The organism is Microbispora sp. H10830, assembly GCF_014161375.1.
GTDB lineage: Bacteria > Actinomycetota > Actinomycetes > Streptosporangiales > Streptosporangiaceae > Microbispora > Microbispora catharanthi.
The window spans coordinates 385,737-408,716 of record NZ_JABBWX010000006.1; the positions used below are offsets into that span (position 1 = coordinate 385,737).

At 72.8% G+C, this 22,980-nt stretch carries 18 protein-coding genes; 10 read left to right on the forward strand and 8 right to left on the reverse strand.

Annotation, left to right across the window (positions count from 1 at the left end; genetic code table 11):
* The first annotated feature begins 31 nt into the window (after positions 1–31).
* Together HHX35_RS18560 and HHX35_RS18565 are read left to right on the forward strand one after the other, a co-directional pair.
* On the forward strand, positions 32–3,277 hold the full coding sequence (locus HHX35_RS18560) for an ATP-dependent DNA helicase (protein ID WP_182900026.1): 3,246 nt from the start codon (positions 32–34) through the stop codon (positions 3,275–3,277).
* Positions 3,271–6,528, forward strand: a complete 3,258-nt coding sequence (locus HHX35_RS18565) for an ATP-dependent DNA helicase (RefSeq protein ID WP_182900027.1) — start codon at positions 3,271–3,273, stop codon at positions 6,526–6,528. Before HHX35_RS18560 ends, HHX35_RS18565 begins: the two co-directional genes overlap by 7 nt.
* Positions 6,529–6,590: 62 nt before the next feature.
* Here the strand turns inward: HHX35_RS18565 and HHX35_RS18570 are convergent, their stop codons facing one another.
* Positions 6,591–7,223, reverse strand: a complete 633-nt coding sequence (locus tag HHX35_RS18570; RefSeq protein ID WP_182900028.1) for a TetR/AcrR family transcriptional regulator — start codon at positions 7,221–7,223, stop codon at positions 6,591–6,593.
* Between the two features lie 46 nt (positions 7,224–7,269).
* On the opposite strand from HHX35_RS18570, the gene HHX35_RS18575 reads away from it, so the two are divergent.
* A complete protein-coding gene (locus HHX35_RS18575) occupies positions 7,270–8,121 on the forward strand; it encodes an ABC transporter ATP-binding protein (protein WP_182900029.1) in 852 nt (283 codons plus the stop codon).
* On the forward strand, positions 8,108–8,869 hold the full coding sequence (locus HHX35_RS18580; protein ID WP_182900030.1) for an ABC transporter permease: 762 nt from the start codon (positions 8,108–8,110) through the stop codon (positions 8,867–8,869). Before HHX35_RS18575 ends, HHX35_RS18580 begins: the two co-directional genes overlap by 14 nt.
* A 34-nt stretch (positions 8,870–8,903) precedes the next feature.
* Here HHX35_RS18580 and HHX35_RS18585 read toward each other — a convergent pair whose 3' ends face one another.
* Positions 8,904–9,602: a Uma2 family endonuclease gene (locus tag HHX35_RS18585; RefSeq protein ID WP_182900031.1), complete on the reverse strand. Its 699-nt coding sequence runs from the start codon at positions 9,600–9,602 to the stop codon at positions 8,904–8,906.
* Positions 9,603–10,051: 449 nt separating this feature from the next.
* Here HHX35_RS18585 and HHX35_RS18590 point away from each other — a divergent pair, with 449 nt between their 5' ends.
* Positions 10,052–10,774 carry a hypothetical protein gene (locus HHX35_RS18590; protein WP_182900032.1) on the forward strand — a complete coding sequence of 241 codons (723 nt, stop codon included), beginning with the start codon at positions 10,052–10,054 and terminating at the stop codon, positions 10,772–10,774.
* 4 nt (positions 10,775–10,778) lie between these two features.
* Here the strand turns inward: HHX35_RS18590 and HHX35_RS18595 are convergent, their stop codons facing one another.
* From HHX35_RS18595 to HHX35_RS18610, 4 genes are read right to left on the reverse strand one after another with little or no spacing between them, the layout of a single operon-like run.
* The gene (locus HHX35_RS18595; RefSeq protein ID WP_182900033.1) at positions 10,779–11,873 is read right to left on the reverse strand and encodes a type III PLP-dependent enzyme; all 1,095 of its coding nucleotides are present in this window, start codon (positions 11,871–11,873) and stop codon (positions 10,779–10,781) included.
* On the reverse strand, positions 11,870–13,522 hold the full coding sequence (locus tag HHX35_RS18600; RefSeq protein ID WP_182900034.1) for an IucA/IucC family siderophore biosynthesis protein: 1,653 nt from the start codon (positions 13,520–13,522) through the stop codon (positions 11,870–11,872). The genes HHX35_RS18595 and HHX35_RS18600 overlap by 4 nt, the downstream gene beginning before the upstream one ends.
* Positions 13,523–13,525: 3 nt before the next feature.
* A complete protein-coding gene (locus HHX35_RS18605; protein ID WP_259405153.1) occupies positions 13,526–15,145 on the reverse strand; it encodes an IucA/IucC family protein in 1,620 nt (539 codons plus the stop codon).
* Positions 15,130–16,293, reverse strand: a complete 1,164-nt coding sequence (locus HHX35_RS18610) for a siderophore biosynthesis protein (protein ID WP_182900035.1) — start codon at positions 16,291–16,293, stop codon at positions 15,130–15,132. Before HHX35_RS18610 ends, HHX35_RS18605 begins: the two co-directional genes overlap by 16 nt.
* A gap of 129 nt (positions 16,294–16,422) precedes the next feature.
* On the opposite strand from HHX35_RS18610, the gene nudC reads away from it, so the two are divergent.
* On the forward strand, positions 16,423–17,337 hold the full coding sequence (gene nudC / locus HHX35_RS18615; protein ID WP_396780372.1) for an NAD(+) diphosphatase: 915 nt from the start codon (positions 16,423–16,425) through the stop codon (positions 17,335–17,337).
* Position 17,338: 1 nt separating this feature from the next.
* On the opposite strand, the gene HHX35_RS18620 is transcribed toward nudC, so the two are convergent.
* Both HHX35_RS18620 and HHX35_RS18625 read right to left on the reverse strand, forming a co-directional pair.
* The gene (locus tag HHX35_RS18620) at positions 17,339–17,578 is read right to left on the reverse strand and encodes a mycoredoxin (protein ID WP_139579251.1); all 240 of its coding nucleotides are present in this window, start codon (positions 17,576–17,578) and stop codon (positions 17,339–17,341) included.
* 76 nt (positions 17,579–17,654) lie between these two features.
* Positions 17,655–18,638 carry an alpha/beta hydrolase gene (locus tag HHX35_RS18625; protein WP_182900037.1) on the reverse strand — a complete coding sequence of 328 codons (984 nt, stop codon included), beginning with the start codon at positions 18,636–18,638 and terminating at the stop codon, positions 17,655–17,657.
* 105 nt (positions 18,639–18,743) lie between these two features.
* Between HHX35_RS18625 and HHX35_RS18630 the strand changes: the two genes are divergently transcribed.
* From HHX35_RS18630 to HHX35_RS18645, 4 genes are all read left to right on the forward strand, one after another.
* On the forward strand, positions 18,744–20,840 hold the full coding sequence (locus HHX35_RS18630; protein WP_182900094.1) for an ATP-dependent DNA helicase UvrD2: 2,097 nt from the start codon (positions 18,744–18,746) through the stop codon (positions 20,838–20,840).
* Between the two features lie 24 nt (positions 20,841–20,864).
* Positions 20,865–21,761: an acyl-CoA thioesterase II gene (locus HHX35_RS18635; protein WP_182900038.1), complete on the forward strand. Its 897-nt coding sequence runs from the start codon at positions 20,865–20,867 to the stop codon at positions 21,759–21,761.
* A 524-nt stretch (positions 21,762–22,285) separates the two neighbouring features.
* Positions 22,286–22,549, forward strand: a complete 264-nt coding sequence (locus tag HHX35_RS18640) for a WhiB family transcriptional regulator (RefSeq protein WP_030507395.1) — start codon at positions 22,286–22,288, stop codon at positions 22,547–22,549.
* Between the two features lie 37 nt (positions 22,550–22,586).
* Complete coding sequence (locus HHX35_RS18645) at positions 22,587–22,769, forward strand: hypothetical protein (protein WP_139579248.1); 183 nt, start codon at positions 22,587–22,589, stop codon at positions 22,767–22,769.
* Positions 22,770–22,980: the final 211 nt, after the last annotated feature.

The following is a 22,980-nucleotide window of genomic DNA, read 5'->3' on the forward strand; positions in this document are numbered from 1 at the left end:
CTGTCTCCGTGATCTGGTGGAATGCTGTGCTGTGAGTGGTCAGAACTACCGGCTGGTGCGTCGCGGGGGCGTGGGACGTCGCGCGGCTCCCGTGCTGGACGAACATCAGCGCGCCGTCGTCGAGCACGAGAGCGGGCCCCTGCTCGTGCTCGCCGGGCCGGGCACCGGCAAGACCACCACGATCGTGGAGACCGTCGTCGACCGGGTCGAGCGCCGCGGCGTGGACCCCGAGCGTGTGCTCGTCCTCACCTTCAGCCGCAAGGCGGCCGGTGAACTGCGCGAGCGGATCACCGCCCGGATGCGCAGGACGACCAGGACCCCGCTGGCCCTCACCTTCCACAGCTACGCGTACGCGCTGCTGCGCCGTGAGGCGGTGCTGGCCGGTGAGCCGCCGCCGCGCCTGCTCACCGGTCCCGAGCAGTTGCTGGAGATCCGGCGGCTGCTGCACGGCGAGCTGGAGGACGGCGCGCGGCACTGGCCTCCGGACATGCGCGAGCTGCTCAAGACCCGGGGGTTCGCCGAGGAGCTGCGCGACTTCCTGTCCCGTGCGGCCGAGCGCGGCCTGTACGGCGACGCGCTGGTGCAGCTGGGCCGTGAGCACGGCAGGCCCGACTGGGAGGCCGCCGGGCTGTTCTCCTACCGCTACCAGGACCGCTTCGACCTCGACCCGGTGCCCGCGCTGGACTACTCGGAGCTGATCCGCGAGGCGGCCGGCCTGCTGGCCGACGGCGAGGTGCGGCGGCGCGAGCGGGACGCGTACGACCTGGTGCTCGTCGACGAATACCAGGACACCGACCCGGCGCAGGAGTTCCTGCTCAGGCAGCTCGCGGGAGACGGCCGCGACCTGATCGCCGTGGGCGACCCCGACCAGTCCATCTACGGCTTCCGCGGCGCCGACGTGCAGGGCATCCTGCGGTTCCCCGAGCGGTTCCCGGCCCGGGACGGGCGGGACGCCCCGGTGGTCGCGCTGCGGGTGTGCCGCCGCAGCGGCCCGGCCCTGCTCGAGACCTCCCGGCGCGTCGCCTACCGGCTGCCGGCCGTACCCGGCCCGGTGAACAGGCACGAGTACGGGCACGAGAACAGGACCGGCGGCCACCGCGACCTGATCCCGGTCGCGGAGGCCGATCCGGGCGAGGTGAAGGTGCTGCTGGCCGACAGCGCCAGCCAGGAGGCCGCGGTGGTGGCCGACACGCTGCGCCGGGCGCACCTGCTCGACGGGGTGCCGTGGTCGCGCATGGCGGTGCTGGTGCGCAGCGCCGTACGGCACGTGCCGCTGCTGCGGCGGGCGCTGGTCACCGCGGGGGTGCCCGTCGTGGTCGCGGGCGACGAGCTTCCGCTGGTGCAGGAACCCGGCGTCCGGCCGCTGATCACGCTGCTGCGGATCGCCGCCGCGCCGGCCACGCTCGACGTGGCGACCGCCGAGGAGCTGCTGACCGGTCCGCTCGGCGGCACCGACATGATCGGCGTACGCCGGCTGCGCCGCGCCCTGCGGATCGCCGAGCACGAGGCGGTCGCCGCGGAGGCCGCCGCCGCGGAGGAGGCAGGCCGGCCGGCGTTGCCCTTCACTCCGCGCTCGTCGGACGAGCTGCTGGTCGCGGCGCTGCGCGACGCCCGGGAGCTGGGCGGCGTCGAGCCGCATGTCGCGGCGCCGGCGGAACGCCTCGCGCGGCTCGTCGCGACCGCCCGCGAGGCCGTACGGCACGGCCGGGGCGCCGAGGAGACGCTGTGGGAGATCTGGCAGGCCAGCGGGCTCGCGGAGCGCTGGACGGAGGCCAGCCTCGCGGGCGGGGCCCGGGGTGCCCAGGCCGACCGCGACCTCGACGCCGTCGTCGCCCTGTTCGACCACGTGGCCCGCTTCACCGACCGGCTGCCCAAGGCCGGGGTCGCGGTGTTCCTCGACGACCTGACCTCCCAGGAGATCGCCGGCGATTCGCTGGCCGAGTCCGCCCCCGAGGGCGACGCCGTACGGATCCTGACCGCGCACCGGTCCAAGGGCCTGGAATGGGACGTGGTGGTGGTCGCCGGCGTCCAGGAGGGCCTGTGGCCCGACCTGCGCCTGCGCGGCTCGCTCCTCGGCACCGAGGCGCTGATGGAGTTCGCGGGCGGCTCGGCGCTGGACACCACGCAGGCCGCGACGGCCGCGCTGGCGTCCAAGCTGCTCGCCGAGGAGCGGCGGCTGTTCTACGTCGCGGCCACCCGCGCCCGCAGGAAGCTCGTCGTCACCGCCGTCGGCGGCGAGGACACCGACGAACGGCCCTCCCGGTTCCTCACCGAGCTGCTGCCCGGCGGCGTGGAGGCGGCGACCGTGGACGACCGGGCCCGGTGGCTCAGCATGTCCGCGCTGGTCGCGGACCTGCGCGCGGCCGTGTGCGACACGAGCAAGTCCGAGGCGCTGCGCCGCGAGGCCGCCGCGCACCTCGCCAGGCTGGCCCAGGCCGGGGTGCCCGGCGCCAATCCCGGCGAGTGGTACGCGCTGACCCCGATCTCCGACGACCGGCCGCTCGGCTGGCCCGACGACATCGTCCAGATCTCGCCGTCGTCGGTGGAGAGCTTCACCAAGTGCGGGCTGCGCTGGATGCTGGAGACCGCGGTCGGGGCCGGGTCGTCGAACGTGACCCAGAGCCTTGGCACGGTCGTCCACGCGATCGCCGCGATGTCCACCGAGGACGGCACCGACTACGTCAAGCGGCTCGACGACATCTGGGACCAGTTCGACTTCGGCGGGCTGTGGTTCAACCGCAAGCAGCGCCGCGTCGCCGAGCAGATGGTCGACAGGTTCGTCCGGTGGCAGAAGGACAAACCACGTGACCTGGTCGCGGTGGAGGAGGCGTTCACCGTACGGGTGCCGGGCCACGACATCCAGATCACCGGCCGGGTGGACCGGGTCGAGCGGGACGAGGCCGGCCGGGCCGTGATCATCGACATCAAGACCGGCAGCGGCAGGCCCAAGGACACCGAGATCGACCGGCATCCGCAGCTCGGGGTGTACCAGCTCGCCACGACGCTCGGGGCGTTCGAACGGCACGGTCTCATCCAGCCGGGCGGCGCGTCCCTGCTGCACCTGGGCAAGGCGGCGGGCCAGTCGGCCGACGCCAGGGAGCAGGCGCAGCGGGCGCTCGCCGACGACTCCGAGCCCGACTGGGCCGAGAACCTGGTCAAGACGGTGGCGACCGGCATGTCCGCCAACGTGTTCGTCGCCACGGTCAACGACGGCTGCCGCACCTGTGCCGCTAGAATCGCCTGCCCTGTGAACGACAACGGAGGACAGGTGTGCTGACGCCCGGTGAGCTGGCCGGCCGGCTCGGGATCCTCCCGCCCACCTCCGAGCAGGCGGCCGTCATCGAGGCGCCCCTGGAGCCGATGGTGGTGGTCGCGGGGGCCGGGTCCGGCAAGAGCGAGACCATGGCCGGGCGGGTGGTCTGGCTGGTCGCCAACGGCCTGGCCAGGCCCGAGCAGATCCTCGGCCTCACCTTCACCCGCAAGGCCGCCGCCGAGCTGGCCGAGCGGGTGCGTCAGCGGCTGGCCGGGCTGGCGGCGGCCGGGCTGGTCGAGCCGGAGCTGCTCGACTCCGAGCCGACGGTCTCCACCTACCATGCGTACGCCGCGCGGCTGGTGACCGACCACGCGCTGCGGGAGGGGCTGGAGCCCACCATGCGGCTCGTCACACCCGCCGTCGCCTGGCAGATGGCGGCCCGGGTGGTCGGCCAGTACGACGGGCCGATGGACCGGGTGGACCTGTCCCCGCCCAGCGTCACCGCCGCCGTGCTCGAACTGGCCGGGGAGCTGGCCGAGCACCTGCGCGAACCGGCGGACGTCCGCGAGGTCGGCGACTGGCTGCGCGAGCGCCTGGCCTCGCTCACCGGGCGCGTCGTCAAGGACCAGCGCAAGCCGGTGGAGACCCAGGCCATCCGTGAGCAACTGCTGCCGATGGTCGAGGCGTACGAACGGCTCAAGCGCGGCCGGGAGGTCATCGACTACGGCGACCAGATGGCGCTGGCCGCGCGGATCGCCTCGCGGCATCCGGAGGTCGGCGCGTCCGAGCGGTCCCGGTTCTCGGTCGTGCTGCTCGACGAGTATCAGGACACCAGCCACGCCCAGCTCGTGCTGCTGCGTTCGCTGTACGGCGGGGGCCACCCGGTCACGGCGGTCGGCGACCCCTGCCAGTCGATCTACGGCTGGCGCGGCGCGTCGGCGGGCAACCTGTCCCGGTTCCCCGGGGACTTCCCGGCGGCGTCCGGAGACCCCGCGGAGGTGCGGCGGCTGTCGGTCAGCTTCCGCAACGGCGAGCACGTGCTCGGCGTCGCGGCCCGGATCCAGGTGCCTCTGCGCCGGGAGGCCCGTCAGGTGCCGGTGCTGGTGCCGGGTGGCAACCGGGCGGGCCGGGGGCGGGTGCTGTGCGCCTTCCACGAGACGGCCGAGGACGAGGCGGAGTGGATCGCCGAGGGCCTGGCCGGGATGCTGCACGGCGAGGGCGCCCCGGACGGCCTGCCGTGGGGCGAGGGCGAGCGGGTCAAGCGCGGCCCCGCCCTGCAGCCGCAGGACGTCGCGATCCTCGCCCGCAAGCGGTCGCAGTTCCCGGCCCTGCGCCGGGCCCTGGAGGCCCGGGGGATCCCCGTGGAGGTCGTGGGCCTCGGCGGGCTGCTCACCGTGCCCGAGGTGGCCGACATCGTGGCGACCCTGCGCGCCCTGTACGACCCGACCGCAGGGGACGCGCTGGTCCGGCTGCTTGCCGGGCCCCGCCGGCGGATCGGCCCGGCCGACCTGAAGGTGCTCGGCGACCTGGCCCGCGAGCTCAACAAGGAGATCAGGGCGGCCAGGGGAGGGCCACGCCCGGAGGACCCACTCGACCAGGTCGTCGCCGACCTCGCCGAGGAACGCGGCAGCCTGATCGACGCGCTCGACGAGCTGCCCGACCGGCCCGACTGGCTGGAGAGGTTCTCCCCGCTCGCGCGGATGCGGCTGCCCGCCGCCGCCCGCGAGCTGCGCCAGTTGCGTGCCCACGCCGGGCAGCCGCTGCCCGACCTGATCAGCGAGATCGAACGCCGGCTCGGGCTCGACGTCGAGGTCGCCGCCAGGGGAGGCAGCCCGCTGGCCGCCCGCGCCGACCTCGACGCCTTCCTCGACGCCGCCTCCCGGTTCGCCGGAGACTCGGAGGACCCGACGCTCGGCGCTTTCCTGGCGTACCTGAAGGCGGCGGAGAGCGAGGAGTTCGGCCTGGAGGCCGGGCGGGTCGGCGACAGCAACACCGTCAAGCTGATGACCGTCCACGCGTCCAAGGGACTGGAGTGGCCGGTCGTGGTGGTGCCGGGCCTGTCGCAGCTCACCTCTCAGAAGGGCGGGCTGATCAAGGGCAGCATGTTCCCCGCGACCCCGGTCACCAACTCTCGCTGGACGGAGAACCCGCGCAAGCTGCCGTACCCGCTGCGGGGGGACAGCGCGGACCTGCCCGAGCTGGCCGGGCTGGACCGGGAGGCGCTGGGCGCCTTCGACGAGCGCTGCCGCGACCGCGACCTGATGGAGGAGCGGCGGCTGGCGTACGTCGCCGTCACGAGGGCGCACTACCTGCTGATCGCCTCCGGCTACCGCTGGGGCACCTCGTCCCGGCCGCTGGAGCCGTCGGACTTCCTGCGCGAGATCCGCGAGGCGGGCGCCCGGGCCGTCCGCTGGGCCGAGGACCCGGAGAGTGCGGACAATCCGCTGCTCGCCGAGCCGCCGGTGGCCGAGTGGCCGTCCGTCACGGTGCGCGACGCGATCCTCGACGGCGCCCGCCTCGTCGAGGAGGCGATGATGGGCGACGCCCCGCCCGCGGCAGACGACGGTCACGTGCTCCTCAGGGACCGGGACCGGGAGCGGATGCGGGCCTGGGCACGCGACACCGACCTGCTGCTGCGCGAGCGGGAGACGAACCGCCAGCGGGCCGGGGCGGTCGTGGAGCTGCCGTCGCGGCTGTCGGTGTCGTCACTGGTCACGCTGGCCCAGGATCCGGCGGCGTTCGCCCGGCAGGTGCGCAGGCCGGTGCCGCGCAGGCCCGCCCCGCTGGCGCGCAGGGGCACCACCTTCCACCGGTGGCTGGAGTCGCGCTGGGGCCAGCAGCGCCTGATCGACGACCTGGAGCTGCCGGGCGCCGCCGACGAGATGTCGGAGACCGACGTCCAGCTCGCCGAGCTGCAGGAGCGGTTCGAGGAGAGCGAGTGGGCCGCGCGCGAGCCGGTCGACCTGGAGATCCCGTTCGAGACGATGATCGGCGACCGCCTGCTGCGCGGGCGGATGGACGCGGTCTTCCGGGAGGGCGACGGCTACGTGGTGATCGACTGGAAGACCGGTGAACGGCCGCAGGGCAGGGCCGCCGAGACCGCGTCGGTGCAGCTCGCCGCCTACCGGGTGGCCTGGGCCGCGCTGGCCGGGGTGCCGCTGGAGAAGGTCGGGGCGGCCTTCCACTACGTCCGCTCGAACGAGACCGTCCGCCCCGTCGACCTCCTCGACGCGGACGGCCTCACCGCGTTCATTCAGCGGGTTCCCGAGGACTGACCCAGGGGGAGCCGCCGGCCGTCGCCGGATCACGAGACTTGCACGCCGGCGGGAGCCCGCGGTCAGTCCTGCCCGCCCGCGACCGCCTTGATCAGACGCAGCAGGTCGTCCAGGTCGGCCTCGAACTCCGTGTCGAGGTCGGAGGGCAGGTCAAGCCACGGCGTGAGCCTGCTGTGGCCGGGAAGTTCGCCCTCGGGCAGCAGGCCGCGGCGGCCGCGCGGATCGAGGGAGCCGGAGCCGAAGCGGCCGGAGGCCTCGGACGCGGCGAAACCGATCACGAAGGTGGCGATCAGGCGCTCCAGCCGGGGCACCTCGCGGTCCGGAACTCCGGCCTCGAGGAGCGCGGTGTAGATGAGGTCCACCACCCGCACGGCGTCCGGTGTGACCGCCGGCCGGGAGAAGAGCAGTTGGGCCGCCCAGGGATGTCGCCGGGCCATCGTACGGACGGCGTACCCGAGGGCGGCGAGCCGTTCGTCCCATGCCCGGCCCTTCCCCGCGTCCGGCGGCAGGAGCCCGGCGAGAAGCCGGCCGACCATGCCGTCCAGGAGTTCGGCCTTGTCGCTGACGTGCCGATACAGCGCCATCGGCGTCACTCCGACACGCTCGGCCAGCGCGCGCATCGAGACTTTGCCGATGCCGTGCTCGTCCGCGATCGCCAGCGCGGCGTCCAGGATCTCTTCCCTCCTGCCACTCATGTGTATACAGTGTAGACGTATACAGCGTAGACCTGACGGAGGCGGGATGCTCGTCGCGGAGGGGTTGGTGAAGCGCTACGGCCGGCGCAACGCGCTCGACGGCTTCGACCTCGCGGTCGCGTCCGGCGAGATCGTCGGCCTCATCGGGCACAACGGAGCGGGCAAGACGACCTTCGTCGAGGTCGTCACCGGCCTCGTGCGCCCCGACTCGGGTCATGTACGCATAGCAGGTCGTCGCGGTCGTGCCGTACGTCGGCTGCTCGGCGTGGCTCCGCAGGAGTTCGCGCTCTACAACAGCGTCAGCGTGCGCGACAACCTGCGACTGTTCGCCGGACTGGCCGGGCTGCGCGGACGGCGGCGGGACACGGAGATCGCCCGAGTCCTGGACGACCTTCACCTCACCTCGCTCGCGGATCGGCCCGCCGGCGTCCTCTCCGGCGGCCAGCGCCGCCGCGTGCAGGCGGCCACCGCCATGGTGGGCTCGCCGCCGTTGCTGCTGCTGGACGAGCCGACCGCAGGCGCCGACCCGGAGACTCGCTCGGCCCTGCTGGCAGCGGTCAAGGCCCGCGCCGAGGCGGGGGCCGCGGTCCTCTACACCACGCACTACCTGCCGGAACTCGTGGATCTGGACGCGACCGTGGCGCTCGCCCGAGCCGGTCGGGTCGTCGCCCGCGGCACCCAGCAGGAGCTGACCCGTGGGCTGCCGGGCGAGCTCAGGGTCACCTTCGCCGACCCCGCCGAGCCCGAACTGCGCCTGCCGACCGTCGATCCCGGCGCCGACCTCGCCGCGTTGCTCGCCGCGGGCCGTACGCCCATCTCCGTGGACGTACGCCGTCCCAGCCTGGACGACCTCTACCGCTCGTTGGAAGCAGGGAAGGCTCGTGATGTCGCCGCCTGAGTCCGTGTTCCGTACGGGTGTCCTGGTCCGTCACAACCTGCTGCTGATGCTGCGGGAGCCCGGCCCGCTGCTGAGCCGGATGATCCTGCCGCTCGCCTTCCTCACCCTGCTGCGCCCGCTCTACGTGGCCGCACAGGGGCGGGCCGCGGGCACGGAACAGGCCGTCCTCGGCACCCTGGTCACCTTCTCGCTGCTCGCGCTGAGCATCTCGGGCAACTCGATCCTCAGCGAACGGCTCGGCCGGACCTGGGACCGCATGCGCGGCACGGCCCTCCACCCTGTGGAGATGCTCGTCGGCAAGGCCGTGCCCGTCTTCGCCGCTCTGCTCGCCCAGCAGTTGCTCATCGTCGGCTTCGGCGTGTGCGCCCTGGACCTGAGCGTTCCCCATCCGCTCCCGCTGCTGGGCGCTCTGCTCTGCTGGAGTTGCACCCTGCTCGGCATCGGCGCGCTGCTCGGCGTGCTTGTACGGAGCACGGGCGAACTGTCGGCGGCGTACGACATCGGCGGCATGCTGCTCAGCAGCCTGGGCGGTGCGCTCGTCCCGCTCGACGCCCTGCCGGCGTGGGCCGCCGCCTTGGCACCGGTCTCTCCCGGGTACTGGGCCGTCCAGGGCCTGCGCGCCGCCGTTGCCGGGGATACGCACACCGTGGCGACGGCCTGCGGCGTGCTGCTCGTGGTCGCGTCGGCCTCCGGCGCCCTGGCCGCTGTCCGTCTCCAGGGGCGCGGCGGGCGCCTGGTCGCGCTGTGATCCGGAGGCCTCCAGCGGCCTCCGGACAGGATCTCTAGTCGAACAGCGCGCTCGTCTCGATCTTGATCCCGAACGGCTCGGGCAGCTCCAGGACCTCGCCCTCCTCCGCCGTGACGATCTGCCGGTACGCCTGCCGGTGGTGGTCGAGGGGCTCCAGATCGGGGAGAGGATCGCTCATCAGCGTCACTCTGCGGGGAGACCCCAGGGGGTCCACGATCAGGTAGAGCGGCACGCCCGCCCGCGCGTAGTCGAGCGGCTTCTCCTGCCAGTCGACCTTGTACGTCCCGGGCGAGCACACCTCAACCACGAGCAGGAGACCGCGCCCGTGCGCACGCATTTCGTCGAACGCTTCGGCCTGCTCCGGCAGAACCATGAGGTCCGGCAGTCGAAGGTCGGGCTGGGGTGGAATATGAACTCCCCAGTTATAGAAGAAGCGCCAGCGGTTGGGCAGCTTGAGGGGGTACAGCAGGTTGGAGAGCTGGTCAAGAATGACTGCGTGCTGCATGTTCGCCGCAGGACTCACGACGACCTGCCCGTTGTGGATCTCTGCCCGGTAACCGGCCTCGTTGAGCGCCAGGCACAAGCGCAGCAGCTGGTCCTCGAGACTTTCGGGCTTGCCGGCCTCTGGGGGCTCGTGCTCGTCCGAGACGAGATCGTCGGGGACGGGGGCGTTCTGCTTCTGTGGGACCGGGTGGTCGTGCCTGCCGCGCTTGGTCGGCTTCGTGAGGGCCATGTCGCCATCCTCTCCTGCTCCTCCATCGATGGTACGGAAGGTTGCCGGGACGCCACGGAAAGTAACAGGGGAGTGATGGGAGGGAAATTTGTCGGAAGGGGCGACGCGGTGAAGGAAAGCCCTACCGGGGAGAGGAAAACCGGTTCTGCGAATCGGTCATGGGTGACGTACCCGTCGCAAATGTCTTGCGACGGGATCCGGATTTTCTGCGAGAGCGATTACTTTTATGACCGACGCGCCGGTTCATGATCGGCTATGAATGGCCTATGTCGGTTTTGAGAATGGCGATGGCTGCGGCCTGTGTCGCGGCGGTGACCGGGTGTTCGGTGCTGGCGGGGCTGAATCCCCCGAAACCGCCGGATCTCACGCTTCCTCTCGACGCCTACAGTCTCGGTGCGAAGGATCGCGCCCAGGTGATACGGGCCCGGTTCATGCTGATGGAGGAATGCATGCGCCATGTGGGGCTCGATTTTCGGTTCCCCGCCGTCGAACCGGTGACCGACCTGCGCAATGTCGATCTCCTCGGGTGGCTCGATCCCCGGCAGGCCAGGAAATCCGGATATCTGGTGGAGGGGCGAAACCCGGATGAGATGACCGGCATTCCGTCGTACTCCGCCACGGACCAAGAGTTCTACGTGCTGGAAGGGAAGGTCCGGCGGTTCCACGGGCGGACGGTGCCGCCCGGAGGCTGCACGGCCAAGGCGGACGCCCTGCTGAACCGGGGAGCGCGGGGCGTGGCCCCGGCCGATGCCAGCAAGAGGTTCGACGACGACGAGGTCCCGCGTTACGTCGACAGCGCGGCCGAGCTCGCCTCCAAGGACCCGCGGATCGCGGCGGCGGAGCGCGAGTGGAGCGACTGCATGCGGTCGGAGGGCTTCGACTACCTGAACACCGGCCAGGCCTCCGGTGACCCACGCTGGACGGCGACCGTCAACGACGACCTGAGCCCCAAGCCGCGCGGCACGCCGGCCGAGATCGACACCGCGGTCGCGGACGCGCGATGCCGGGCCGAGACCGGCTACTTCGCCGTACGCCGCACGGTCCACGTGGAGGCCCAGAACCGGGTCATCGGCCAGAACCGCGCCCGGCTCGACGTCGTCAGGTCGCTCCACCAGGCCCGCCTCGCCAACTCCGCCAAGGTCCTCGACGGCACGCTGACGCTGTCCTGGTGATGGTTCACCCCAGGTAGTGGAACGCGGGCTTCGGGTGCATGAGGAAGTCGCGGTGGGAGATGTTCCAGGCGTACGCCCCTGCCATGGCGAAGGCCACGACGTCGCCGACGGCGAGTGCGGCGGTCACACGGCGGGCGAAGACGTCCTTGGGCGTGCAGAGCCGCCCCACCAGGGTCACCGGCCCGTCCTCGCCCTCCTCGCTCCTCGCAAGGACGGCGAACGGCTGGTCGTGTCCCTTCGTCACCGGCGTCCGCAGGTGGTGAGTGCCGCCGGAGAGCACGGCGAAGCGCTCCCCGTGGACGCGCTTCACGTCGAGCACCGTCGTGAGATACCAGCCGCAGTAGGCCGTCAGGGCGCGTCCCGGCTCCACGCGCAGCGTCTCGCCCGGCCGGGCCAGCGCCCGCAGGCCCGCGCCGTACGCCGCCCAGTCGAACCGCTCCTCCGGGCGGGTGTAGGAGACGGCCATGCCGCCGCCCAGGTTGAACTCCCGCAGGCCGAGGCTCCTGCCGTACGCCAGGACGGCCTCGGCGAGCGTGAGCAGGTCAGGGGCGGCTAGGCCGCTCGCGAGGTGGGCGTGGAGGCCGCGCAGCCGCACCGGCGAGGACCCGAGCAGGGCCAGGCACTCGGCGACCCCGCCGGGGTCCATGCCGAACGGCGTGGCGCCGCCGCCCATCGCGAGGGCCGCGCCGCTGACGTTCACGTCGAGGTTGACCCGCAGCAGCACGTCCGCGGGTTCGCGCATACGCCGCAACTCGGCCGGGCTCTCGACGTGCCAGCGGTACGCCGAGGGGGCGAGGGCCAGCTCCGCGTCGGTCTTCCCCGGCCCGCCGAAGCTCAGCGGGACCTCCGGCAGCACCGCCCTGACATGTGCGAACTCGCCGCCGGAGGAGACCTCGAAACCGTCCACGTGCGGCGCGAGCGCCCGCAGCACCGCCGGGTCGGGATTGGCCTTGACGGCGTAGCAGACCTCCGTCCCCGCCAGGGCGGTCCGCACGCCGGCGGCGTGGCGGGCGAGCCCGGCCAGGTCGTAGACGTAGGCGGGGACGTCGTCCAGCGACCCGGCGACCTTACGCACGCCCGCCGGGATCTCGATGCTCATCGGCGCTCTCCTTCCGCCTCGCGGAACGGGCTCGGAACGGGCACATATCCGGCGGCCCGGTCGGCCGCCCTCGCCCAGCGCACGCCCAGGTTGGCCTTGGCCGGCAGCGGCGCCCCGGCCAGCAGCCGCGTCAGCGGAGCGACCGAATCGGTGGTGTGGTCCGCTACGTAACGCTCCAGGGACTCCCGGGCGACCACCCACAGCGCGCGCAGGACGCCGTCGGCCGTGCCGGCCACCGTCGCGGCCACCTCCGCCAGGTGGTTGACGAACAGGCAGTAGGCGACCCGGTTCCAGCCCCGCGCTGCGTCGAACGACAGGGGACCCGCCACCTCGCCCGGCACGCCGGTCAGGTCGTGGCGGCCGGAGACCAGCTTGGTGCCCTCCAGGTCGCGGAAGACCGCCTCGACCGGCCACCCGGCGGCGTCGAATCCGACGAGCACGTTCTGCACGTGCGCTTCGAGCACGACCCCGTGCTCGAAGAAGGCGTCGAGCACCGGGAACGCCACACGCTCGACGTACGCCTCCCACCACCCGACCGGGTCGGCCGCCCGGCGGGCCAGGACGGCCTCGGGAACCCCGTCCTCGCCGGCGGCCAGGGCGCCGGCGAGGACCGGCGTGGTCCCCGGCCCGCACACCGCCCACGGGCCGCTACGGACGATCACCCCGAGCCCTTCGAGCAGCCGGGTGCCGAGGGCGGCCGAGCGGTAGCCGGGCTCGGGCAGCCACCGCGTGCCGGGGAAACTCCGGGCCAGCCGTTCGAAGACGGGGGTGAGCCGCCGGGTCAGCTCGACCGCGCCGGACAGCTCATACCACGCGTTCTTGCGCACGCAGTTGGTGATCCGCACGTCCAGGCTGAACTTCAGGCACATGCCGGTGCCGGGGTCGTACACGGTCCTGACCGACGACGTGGGCACGATCGCGCGGGGGCCGGTCCCGAGGTCGACCAGCCGACCGTCCGCGAGCGGCCCGCGCAGCTCGGCGGCCAGCAGGTCGAGCTGCCAGGGGTGGGCGGGCAGCGGGACGTATCCCGCCGGCGCGTCCCCCAACGCGTCGAGCGCCGTCGTGTCGCCCTCCTGGGCCACGAGGTCGGCGCGCACCCCGAGCAGGCGCGGCGCGAACCGCGCGTGCGTCTCCGGCGCGTAGTCCAGCCAGCCGTCGCCCGAGCGCGCCTTGGGGGCGGGGTGGAACGGGTGCCCGGCCACGAGGGCCTGCTCGGAGGCGAGCCACGGATCGGCGGGCGGGACGGCCCGCGCGCGGGCGGCCAGGATCGCCGCGACCGCCTCCCGCCCGGCCCGCACCTGGGCGGCGAACTCCTCGTTGCCGCCATCCAGCTCGCGTTCCACCAGGGCGACGAACGAGGGCAGGTCGAGGGGCCGCCAGCGCCCCTCCGCCAGATGCTCGGGCGGGCCGTCGAAGCGCAGCGCGATGCCGCCGCCGACGCGGACGCGCACCGGCGTCCCGGCCACGCGGAGCGTCAGGTGAGGCCCGGCGGCGTGCACATGCTCACGGGGGCCGCCGACCTCGCGCAGCCAGCAGCGCAGCAGCGCTCCGAGCGCCGCCTCCTCGGCCCGGGCCGCGTGCGGGTCACGGGTGTGCGGGTCCAGGGCGTGTGAGTCCAGGGCGTGCGAATCAAGGAGCAGGCGGTCCATGGCTCAGGCACCCCTCAGGTAGTTGGGGCCGGTCGTGCCGTAGAACTTGTTGACGTCCCTGGCCCCGGTGCGGTCCTTGGCCACGAGCGTCCCGGCGACGACCATCGACTTGCCGGTGAGACGGGCGGCCTCCAGCGTGCGGGCCCGCAGCAGGCGGGCCATCGGGTCGTCCCCGTACGGCTCCAGCGCGGCCGTCAGAGCCCGTCCGACGAGCGTGGCGGCGGAGCCGGGCAGCGCGCCGTGGGCCACGGCCATGGCGGCCAGGTGCAGGGTGATCGTCACGAAGACGTCGGCGAGCGCGTAGGGGTCGTCGGTCAGCATGCGCTCGTCGCCGAAGCCGGGCGCCTCGATCCCCGCCGCGTGCAGCCGCCGGGGCGAGGCCAGCAGCCCGTCGTTGTCCTTGACCAGCAGTCGCATGGGTCCTTCGCCGAACACCAGCGCGAGATTCTGCTGGTGGGCCTCCAACGCGACGCCGTACCGGACGAACAGCGTGACGTTCCACGCGAGCAGCGCCGTGAGGTAGTCGCGCAGCAACGCCTCCGTGTCGCCGCCGTGGTGGCGCTCGGCCACCTCGTGCAGGACGAGCCGCCCGCCGGAGTCGCCGAGCGGCGCGAGCAGGGCGGCGACCGGCACGATCTCCCCTTCGGGCAGGTCGCGGACGAGCCAGCCCAGGTATTCGTGCTCCGCGTGCCCGTAGGTCTGCTCGCCCGCGAGGCAGACGCGCAGGCCGGGCTCACGGGCCAGGATCTCGCGCAGCAGGCACTCGGCCAGCGCTCCGTCCCGCAAGGTGCCCGGTTTGATCGACCGGCGGTTGCGCAGGCCCAGCGTGCTCGCCGGGAGCGGCACCTTGAGATGGACGCGCTCGGAGACCTCCACCGTCCGGGTCGACAGGGTCGGCCGCACGGTCACATACGGCCGCGGACCCGCGACCAGCCCGGGAAGCCCGGCCACCAGCGGCTCCGTCAGCGGATGGACGGGAAGGAGCACGTGCGTGCGGGCCAGGCCGGGCGGCAGCCCCACGTCGCCGGGCGCGGGCCACCACCCCGGGAGATCCGGCCGGGAGAGCGTCACCCGCTCGCGCGGCGCCGCGGTCCACCTCATGCGGAACTCGGGGGCGAACTCCGGGGCGTAGGCCGCCAGGTCGGCGGGGGAGACCCCGAGACGGCACCTGGCCGTCGGATAGAGCGGATGGTCCACCGCGGCCGCCAGCGACTCGTAGCGGATGAGGCCGTGACGCCTCCGCAGCCGCCGCGCCACCTCGCCGCGCATCCGGTGGTGGGCCTCCAGGGCCGCGAGCGTCTCGTGGCACTCCCGCTCGAAGGCGGCGACCCCCTCGGCGTCTGCGGGGTGGGCGACGGCCTCCAGCGTCTCCAGCACCTCCGCCAGGCGCAGGCGCTCGTACGGGGCCGTGGCGAAGTCCTGGAACGGGCTGCCCGCGGCGAGCCCGACCCGTCGTCCAGAGGCGAGGACGATCGCCACCCCGTCCTTGTCGTGGGTGACCCTGGCGGAGATTCCGGCGTAGTCCTCCCGCAGCAGGGCGTTCAGCACCCGCGCGGCCAGGTAGTGCTCTCCGCCCGTCGCCTCCCGGTGGTCGCGCGCCGCCGGGATCATGCGAGCACCCAAGGGTGCTCCTTCCTGAAGGTGTCGATCGCGGCGTCGACGCCGGCGGCGTCCGGGCCGACGGCGCGAAGCAGGCCGAGGTAGTCGCGGTTCGTGCCCGTCACCTCGACATAATCGCCGATCTGGCGCAGTGCCCGGTGCCACAGCCGCACGCCGTCGCCCGTACGGGGCACGGAGATGTCCGGCGGCGCGGCGGTGACCGTGCCGGAGCGCTCGGCCACGAGGCTCACCACGGATCCGTACGCCGCGCGAAGGCCGTCCAGGTCGAACGAGGACACCGGCTCGCCCGCGTGGACGCGCAGGATCCACTGGTGCAGGGGCACACCGAGCAGGTCCGCCAGCAGGAAGTCGCAGTTGTCGCCGATCAGCCGATAGTTGATCTCGATGACGCGGGGACCGTCCGGGGTGACGGCATACTCGGTGTGGCACACCCCGAAGCCGACCCCCGCCGCGTCGAGCGCCGCGCCCAGGTGGGCCAGGTGGCCGGCGTCGGGGGGCCGCCAGTCCAGGCGCTCCTCCACGAAGTGCGGCAGCGGGCCGAGCGTGGTGGCGAACCCGCCGACGACCTCCCGGGTGGTGCCGTCGCCGAGCGTCTCCAGCGTGCGGACCGGCCCGTCGAGGAACTCCTCCGCGACCAGGACCTCCTCCGGCCGTCGCTCCCTGATCGCCGTGACGGCGGCGGCCAGCGCGTCCTGGCCGTCCACCAGCACCACGTCCTCGCTGGCCACGCCCAGCGCGGGCTTGACCACGACCGGGTACGGCAGGCCCTCCGGCACCCCTCCGCCGGGCGGCAGCCGTACGGACCTGACGGGTTCGACGGCGGCGAGGGCGCGGCGGGTGAGCGCCTTGTTCTTGGCGGTCACGCAGGCCCGCCAGTCCTTGCCCGGCAGGCCGAAATACCCGGCGGCGAGCGCGGCGGCGGCCTGGAGGTGGTCGGAGTTGGAGAAGATCACATCGGGCCGGTGGTGGGCGGCCACCGCGTCGATCACCGCCCGGGGGTCGCGGACGTCCGCCGCCATGACGTCGTACCCCGGATACCGATCAGGCTGGTCGGTGAGTATCGTCACGTCCCAGCCCAGCGCGGCCGCGGCGGGGAGGAACCCGCCGGTCACCGAGTCGGTCGGGTTGAGCGTGGTGAGGTACAGCCGCACCGGCCCTCCATAGGTAAGGCTAACCTAAGCGACTGCATCTTAGCCGGGGACCTCGACCTTTTGACCGGGGAACGGCCATGGGCAGGAAGATTGCCGGAGCGGCGGCAGTGGAAGGATGACGACGTGGAAATCGCGGACGGACTGCTCGGCCCCCTGCTCCTGGCGAGGAGCGCCATCGACAGATCGGCGGCCCTGCGCGGCGACGAGGAATGGCTGCGGCGCGCGTGGGAGGCGGAGAAGACGAGGGTTTTCCTCATCCACGACGGCCGCACGCTGGTGCGCCGCTTCACCGACGGCGCGGCCCTGGTGCTCACGTCGCCGGCCGAGGCGCCGGAGGGCACGCGTTACCTGCTGGGCGTGGACGAGGACGGCGTGCCCTACTTCGCGGTCAACGCCCCGCTGCCCGAGCCCCTCGGAAGCACCGCGGACGCGGTGGGCCTGCGGGAGGCCGCGGTGCTGCTGGACGACCGCGACGCCGGGCTCCTCGTCTACGCGGTGGCCCTGGAGGCGTGGCACGCGAGCCACGAGTACTGCCCGAGGTGCGGCGGCCTCACGGACGTCACCGCGTCGGGCCACATGCGGGTGTGCCCGCGCGACGGCAGTCAGCACTTCCCGCGCGTCGACCCCGCGGTGATCATGCTGGTGCACGACGACGAGGGCCGCATCCTGCTCGCGCGCGGCCCGCAGTGGCCCCGGGGCCGGATGTCGGTGCTCGCCGGGTTCGTCGAGCCGGGGGAGTCGCTGGAGCACGCGGTGGTCCGCGAGGTCCTGGAAGAGGTGGGCGTCGCCGTCACCGCGCCGCGGTATCTCGGCAGTCAACCCTGGCCGTTCCCGCGCAGTCTGATGCTCGGCTTCTTCGCCCGCGCCGTCACCACCGACCTGCGTCCCGACCTGGAGGAGATCGCCGAGGCCCGCTGGCTGTCCCGGGAGGAGCTGGAGGCCCAGGTGCGTTCGGGTGACCTGGCGCTGCCCGGCCAGGTCTCGATCGCCCGGCGGCTGATCGAGACCTGGTACGGAGCGCCGATCCCCGACACCGACTGGTGAATCAGCAGGCGCCTTCGAGGTGCCGCTTCACCTCGGCGACCGAGGGGTTGGTCATGGTGTGACAGTCCGCGACCACCGTGGGGACGACCTGGTTGCCGTTGTTCACGCTCGCGACGAAGTCGGCGGCGTCCGGGTGGCGCTCGATGTCGACCTCGCTGAAGACGATGCCCTCCCGGGTGAGCTGGCCCTTCAGCCGCTTGCAGGGGCCGCACCAGCTCGTGGTGTAAACCGTCAGCGCCATCTGTCGTCCCTTCCGTGCGCATCACTGTTGCCGAGAGCAGTCATGGCAACATCGCGAGCGCGCCACGTGTTCCCGGCTACCCGGAGACGCGCCCCAGCCGGGCGATGATCCAGGCCTGGACGGTCTCGGCGACCCCCGGCTCCCGGTACAGCGGGGCGCTGTGCTGGGTGCCGGCCATCGTCTTGACGGTCATCCGGACCCCGACGCTCGCCAGCGACTCCTCGAGCATCTCGCTCTGGTAGGGCGGGACGAACTCCTCCGAGGAGTGGAAGGCGAGCATCGGCGGGTCGCCGGCCGAGGCGTGGAAGGGCACCTCCATGCTCGACCAGACGCGCGGGCACTGGGCGGGCGTGCAGCCGCCGGCCAGTTTGATGGCCGCCTTGCGCAGTTTCTGCTGCTCCTTGCTGCCGAACGCGCTGCCGTCCGTGAACGCCGACAGCGGCGAGACGGGCGGGGAGATCCCGACGACGCCGCGCAGCCCCGGCCGGCCGTCGCCGTACGCGCCGACGGCGGCGGCGAGGTGGCCGCCGGCGGAGAACCCGATCAGGACGTAGCGGTTGGGGTCGGTGTTGAAGAACGCCGCGTGCCTGCGCACGGCGTTGACGGCGGTCAGCACGTCGGTGCGCTGCGCCGGCCAGGCCGCGTCGCCCGACAGCCGGTAGTCGAGGTTGACGACGGTGTAGCCGAGCTGGGAGTAGCTGCGGCTGATCGACGTCATGTACTTCTTGTCGCCCCCGGACCACCAGCCGCCGTGGATGACGAAGACGGCCGGGTGCCGCGGTCCGACGGTGTGCCACCACACGTCCATGGTCTGGCGCGCGTGCGAGCCGTACGCGTAGGTGCGGATCCGCACGTCGGTCGGCGTGAGGGCCGGCGAGGGCGAGGCCGAGGGGGACGGCGAGGGCGACGGGCTCGCGGAGGGCGAGGCCGAGGGCGCGGCGGACGGTGTCGCGGACGGGGCCGGGGAAGCGGAGGGGTGGTGGACGGGAGCTCCCGCCGGGGTGGCCGCCTGGGCGTCCGGCGGGGCGAGCATGAGGGCGGCGAGGGCGGCGGCGCCCATGCCTAAAGCAGTTCGGACCGCGGTGGCCACGGCGTCTTCCTCCCCGATGTCGCGTGGTGCGCCGACCGGTCCCCGGGACATGCTCGGTCGGCTGCTGGAAGGATGATGCCAGTAACAACGTCCGCAACGCATGTTGGGAGCCGTTCCTTGGACGTCCTCGACGGTCTGGATCCCGAGCAGCGCGAGGTCGCCCAGGCGGTGCGCGGACCGGTGTGCGTGCTCGCCGGGGCGGGGACCGGCAAGACCCGCGCCATCACGCACCGCATCGCGTACGCCGTGCAGACCGGGGTGGTCGAGCCGCAGGGTGTGCTCGCCGTGACCTTCACGACCCGCGCGGCGGCCGAGCTGAAGCAGCGGCTGCGCGGTCTCGGGGCGCCCGGCGTGCAGGCCCGCACGTTCCACGCGGCGGCCCTGCGTCAGCTCAGCTACTTCTGGCCGCGAGTGATCGGCGGCGATCCGCCGCAGGTGGTCGAGTCGAAGCTGCCGCTGCTCGTGGAGGCGGCCAGGCGCCTGCGCAGGAACCCCGACCGCGGTGAACTGCGCGACGTCGCGAGCGAGATCGAGTGGGCGAAGGTCACCCAGATCGGCCCGGAGGACTACCCGGCCGCCGCGGCCAAGGCCCGCCGCACCCCGCCGATCGCGCCCGAGGAGGTGGCGCGGCTGTACGAGGGGTACGAGAGCCTGCGCCGCCAGCGCAACCTGATCGACTTCGAGACGATCCTGGAGCTCACGGCGGCCGTGATGACCGAGCACCGGGAGGTCGCCGCGCAGATCCGCCAGCAGTACCGCTACTTCGTGGTCGACGAGTTCCAGGACGTCAACCCGCTGCAGAAGCTGCTGCTCGACACCTGGCTCGGCGGGCGCGACGACGTGTGCGTGGTGGGCGACCCCAACCAGACCATCTACTCGTTCACCGGCGCGACGCCCCACTACCTGACCAACTTCGCCGTCGAGCATCCCTCGGCGGCCGTGATCAGGCTGGTGCGCGACTACCGCTCGACCCCGCAGGTGGTCACGCTGGCCAACCGCGTCATGGCGCGCTCGCCCCACCGGCTGGAACTGGTCGCCCAGCGGCCCGACGGACCCGAGCCGGTCTTCACCGAGTACGACGACGAGCAGGCCGAGGCGCTCGGCGTCGCGCTCACGGTCAAGAAGCTGATGGCGGACGGCGTGCCCACCCGCGAGATCGCGGTGCTGTTCCGCGTCAACGCCCAGTCGGAGGCGTACGAGCAGGCGTTCACCGACGCCGGCGTGCCCTACCTGCTGCGCGGGGCGGAGCGGTTCTTCGAGCGCCCCGAGGTGCGCCAGGCCGTGGTGCTGCTGCGCGGCGCGGCCCGGTCGTCGGCCGACGAGCCGCTCGCGCCCGCCGTGCACGCGATCCTCTCGGGCATCGGGCTGACCGCCGAGCCGCCCGGAGGCGGCAAGGCCAGGGAGAAGTGGGAGTCGCTCAAGGCGCTCGCCGATCTGGCCGAGGACATGGCGACCGAGGGCGCCGACCTGCCGAGGTTCGTCGGCGAGCTGGAGCGCAGGGCGATGGAGCAGCACGCGCCGCCGGTCGAGGGCGTGACGCTCGCCTCCCTGCACGCCGCCAAGGGCCTGGAGTGGGACGCCGTCTTCCTCGTCGGCCTCACCGACGGCATGGTCCCGATCGTCTACGCGGAGACGCCGGACCAGATCGAGGAGGAGCGGCGGCTGCTGTACGTCGGGATCACCCGGGCCCGCGAGCACCTGCACATGTCGTGGGCGCTCGCCCGCTCGCCGGGAGGCCGCCGCGCCCGCAGGCCGTCGCGCTTCCTCGACGGGCTGTCCCCGCGTACGGCGAGCCCGGCCAGGGCCGAGCGGCCGGGAGGCGCGGGCGGGCGGGCGAAGCGGTCGGCGGCACCGCTGCACTGCCGGATCTGCGGCAAGACGCTCTCGGCCGCGGCCGAGCAGAAGCTGGGCCGCTGCGCGACCTGCCCGGCGGACTACGACGAGGCCCTGCTCGAACGCCTTAAGGCGTGGCGCACGGCGGCCGCGAAGGAGGCCAAGGTGCCGGCGTACGTCGTCTTCACGGACGTCACCCTCCAGGCCATCGCCGAGCGGGTGCCCACCTCTGAGGAGGACCTGCTCGCGATCGCCGGAATCGGACGCGTCAAACTTGAGCGGTACGGCGACGCGGTCCTCGAGCTCTGCCGCGGCGCCGATAGTGTTACCGACGAGTAATACCCGCGTGCGCTGGAGGCCCCTGTGAACTCGGCCCTGAAGGAGCTGCTGGACCTGCTCGACCTCGAACCGATCGAGCTCGACATCTTCCGGGGGCGCAGCCCGGAGGAGCGCATCCAGCGGGTCTTCGGCGGCCAGGTGGCGGCGCAGGCGCTCGTGGCGGCCGGCCGTACGGTGCCGTCCGACCGGATGGTCCACTCGCTGCACGCCTACTTCATCCGGCCGGGAGACCCGGCCGTCCCGATCGTCTACAACGTCGAGCGGGTGCGCGACGGGCGGTCGTTCACCACCCGGCGCATCACGGCCATCCAGCACGGCAAGGCGATCTTCTCGATGTCGGCGTCGTTCCACGTCCAGGAGCCGGGCGTGAGCCACCAGGCCGCGCGCATGCCGCAGGTGCCGGACCCCGAGACCCTGCCGACCTTCCAGGAGCGGATGCTCGACGTCGTGGGCGACGAGCCGGGATGGCGCGAGCTGCTGGCCAAGCCGCGCCCGGTGGACGCGCGGTATGTGAACGCGCTGACGTGGGAGGCCGCCCACGACCCCGCCCTGGTCACCCCGGAGAACAACGTCTGGTTCCGGTACGACGCCGACCTGCCCGACGACCCGTTGCTGCACGTCGTGCTCGCGGCCTACGCCAGCGACTTCACGCTGGTGGACACCGTGCTGCTGGCCCACGGCCTCGCCTGGGGGTCCTCGGCGGTGTCCGGCGCGTCCCTGGACCACGCGATGTGGTTCCACCGGCCCTTCCGGGCCGACGAATGGCTGCTGTACGCCCAGGAGTCGCCCTGGTCGGGGGAGGCGCGCGGGCTCGCCCGCGGGCAGATGTTCACCGCCGCGGGGGAACTCGCCGTATCCGTGGTTCAGGAATGCCTCATCCGGGTGTCGCCCGCGCTGCATCCCGATGTCACGAAGTCGTGAAAATCGCAGGTAGAAAATAGGTTGCCCACCCTGCCGCGGCGGTTTAGGGTCTTGGACAAGTCAGCCGGACGCTCAGGTCCGGCGAGATCGCACTGAAATGGAGGTGAGTCCAGTGAGGAACATGACGACGTCCCGCGCGCTGTGGCTCGCCTCCGCATGCCCGGCCGCCATTGTCGTGCCGACGAAACTGCGGCGTGGCGAGGCCGCTCCTGCCCAGGCTCTGGTCACCGGAGTCGCGGGCTCAGCCGCCTTCGGCGCGTTCGCCCGCCCGGCCACCCATGGCAACCCCGCCCACCGCCCGGTTTATGTCAACCGGCCGATGAGCGATGAGCAGATCCGCGCCGCCGCTCGCGGCGGTGCGCAGGGTCCGCACTATGCCTGGAGAGGACCAGTCATACCCTGACCGGTCTCCACCTCCAGGCCGCGGATCCGCACCAGGATCCGCGGCCTTCTTGTTTGTCGGCCACGAATCCACACCCCAGAACGAGGACACCCAGACCAAACCATTCGAAGAGGTGACGCAGATGGCGGCCCCGGTCATGGACCTGATCGAAGCCGAAATCCCCTGTCGTACCGAGCCCGACCTGTGGTTCGCCGAGTCTCCCGAGGACGTGGAGTTCGCCAAGGCGCTCTGCGGCGGCTGCCCGATCCAGAAGGCCTGCCTGGCCCGCGCGCTGGAGCGCGAGGAGCCGTGGGGCGTCTGGGGCGGGGAGCTCATCCTGCGGGGGGTCGTCGTGCCCCGCAAGCGTCCCCGTGGGCGCCCGCGCAAGTCTCCTGTCGCCGCCTGACCAGCAACCACAGCAATTCCGGAAGGAACCGATCCAGATGAGCATCTCCCCGATCACCGCCCTGTATCTGCATCAAGAACTGGCGCATGAGCGAATACGAACCCTCCACCGCGAGGCGGCTGAGGAGCGGCTGGCCGGCCGGATCAGGAGCGTGCAGAGGGCACGCCGGCAGGCCGAGCGCGCGTCCCGGCGGCTGAGTTCCGCGCTGGCGCGCATGTGACGCGACCCTGACGCGCTGATGACGGTGCGATCCGAAGGCCCGGGCCCGGTAACGGTCCGGGCCTTCGGCCGTTCTCGTAGAGGCCGTGCTCGTAACGGCCGTGCTCGTAAAGAAGAGATCACCGAACGCACAGAAGATCGCCTGTCGTGGGAGACGGCGAGGATCACGGGGTATGAGCCGAGCGCCCCCGGCGCCTGATGGTCACGGGCGG

What these genes read in the sequence shown, in the direction of transcription:
- HHX35_RS18570 (WP_182900028.1), bottom strand. Translation starts at nt 7,223, where the DNA reads ATGAGTGGCAGGAGGGAAGAGATCCTGGACGCCGCGCTGGCGATCGCG.
- HHX35_RS18575 (WP_182900029.1), top strand. Translation starts at nt 7,270, where the DNA reads ATGCTCGTCGCGGAGGGGTTGGTGAAGCGCTACGGCCGGCGCAACGCG.
- HHX35_RS18580 (WP_182900030.1), top strand. Translation starts at nt 8,108, where the DNA reads ATGTCGCCGCCTGAGTCCGTGTTCCGTACGGGTGTCCTGGTCCGTCAC.
- HHX35_RS18585 (WP_182900031.1), bottom strand. Translation starts at nt 9,602, where the DNA reads ATGGCCCTCACGAAGCCGACCAAGCGCGGCAGGCACGACCACCCGGTC.
- HHX35_RS18590 (WP_182900032.1), top strand. Translation starts at nt 10,052, where the DNA reads ATGCGCCATGTGGGGCTCGATTTTCGGTTCCCCGCCGTCGAACCGGTG.
- HHX35_RS18595 (WP_182900033.1), bottom strand. Translation starts at nt 11,873, where the DNA reads ATGAGCATCGAGATCCCGGCGGGCGTGCGTAAGGTCGCCGGGTCGCTG.
- HHX35_RS18600 (WP_182900034.1), bottom strand. Translation starts at nt 13,522, where the DNA reads ATGGACCGCCTGCTCCTTGATTCGCACGCCCTGGACTCACACGCCCTG.
- HHX35_RS18620 (WP_139579251.1), bottom strand. Translation starts at nt 17,578, where the DNA reads ATGGCGCTGACGGTTTACACCACGAGCTGGTGCGGCCCCTGCAAGCGG.
- HHX35_RS18625 (WP_182900037.1), bottom strand. Translation starts at nt 18,638, where the DNA reads ATGGGCGCCGCCGCCCTCGCCGCCCTCATGCTCGCCCCGCCGGACGCC.
- HHX35_RS18630 (WP_182900094.1), top strand. Translation starts at nt 18,744, where the DNA reads ATGCCAGTAACAACGTCCGCAACGCATGTTGGGAGCCGTTCCTTGGAC.
- HHX35_RS18640 (WP_030507395.1), top strand. Translation starts at nt 22,286, where the DNA reads ATGGCGGCCCCGGTCATGGACCTGATCGAAGCCGAAATCCCCTGTCGT.
- HHX35_RS18645 (WP_139579248.1), top strand. Translation starts at nt 22,587, where the DNA reads ATGAGCATCTCCCCGATCACCGCCCTGTATCTGCATCAAGAACTGGCG.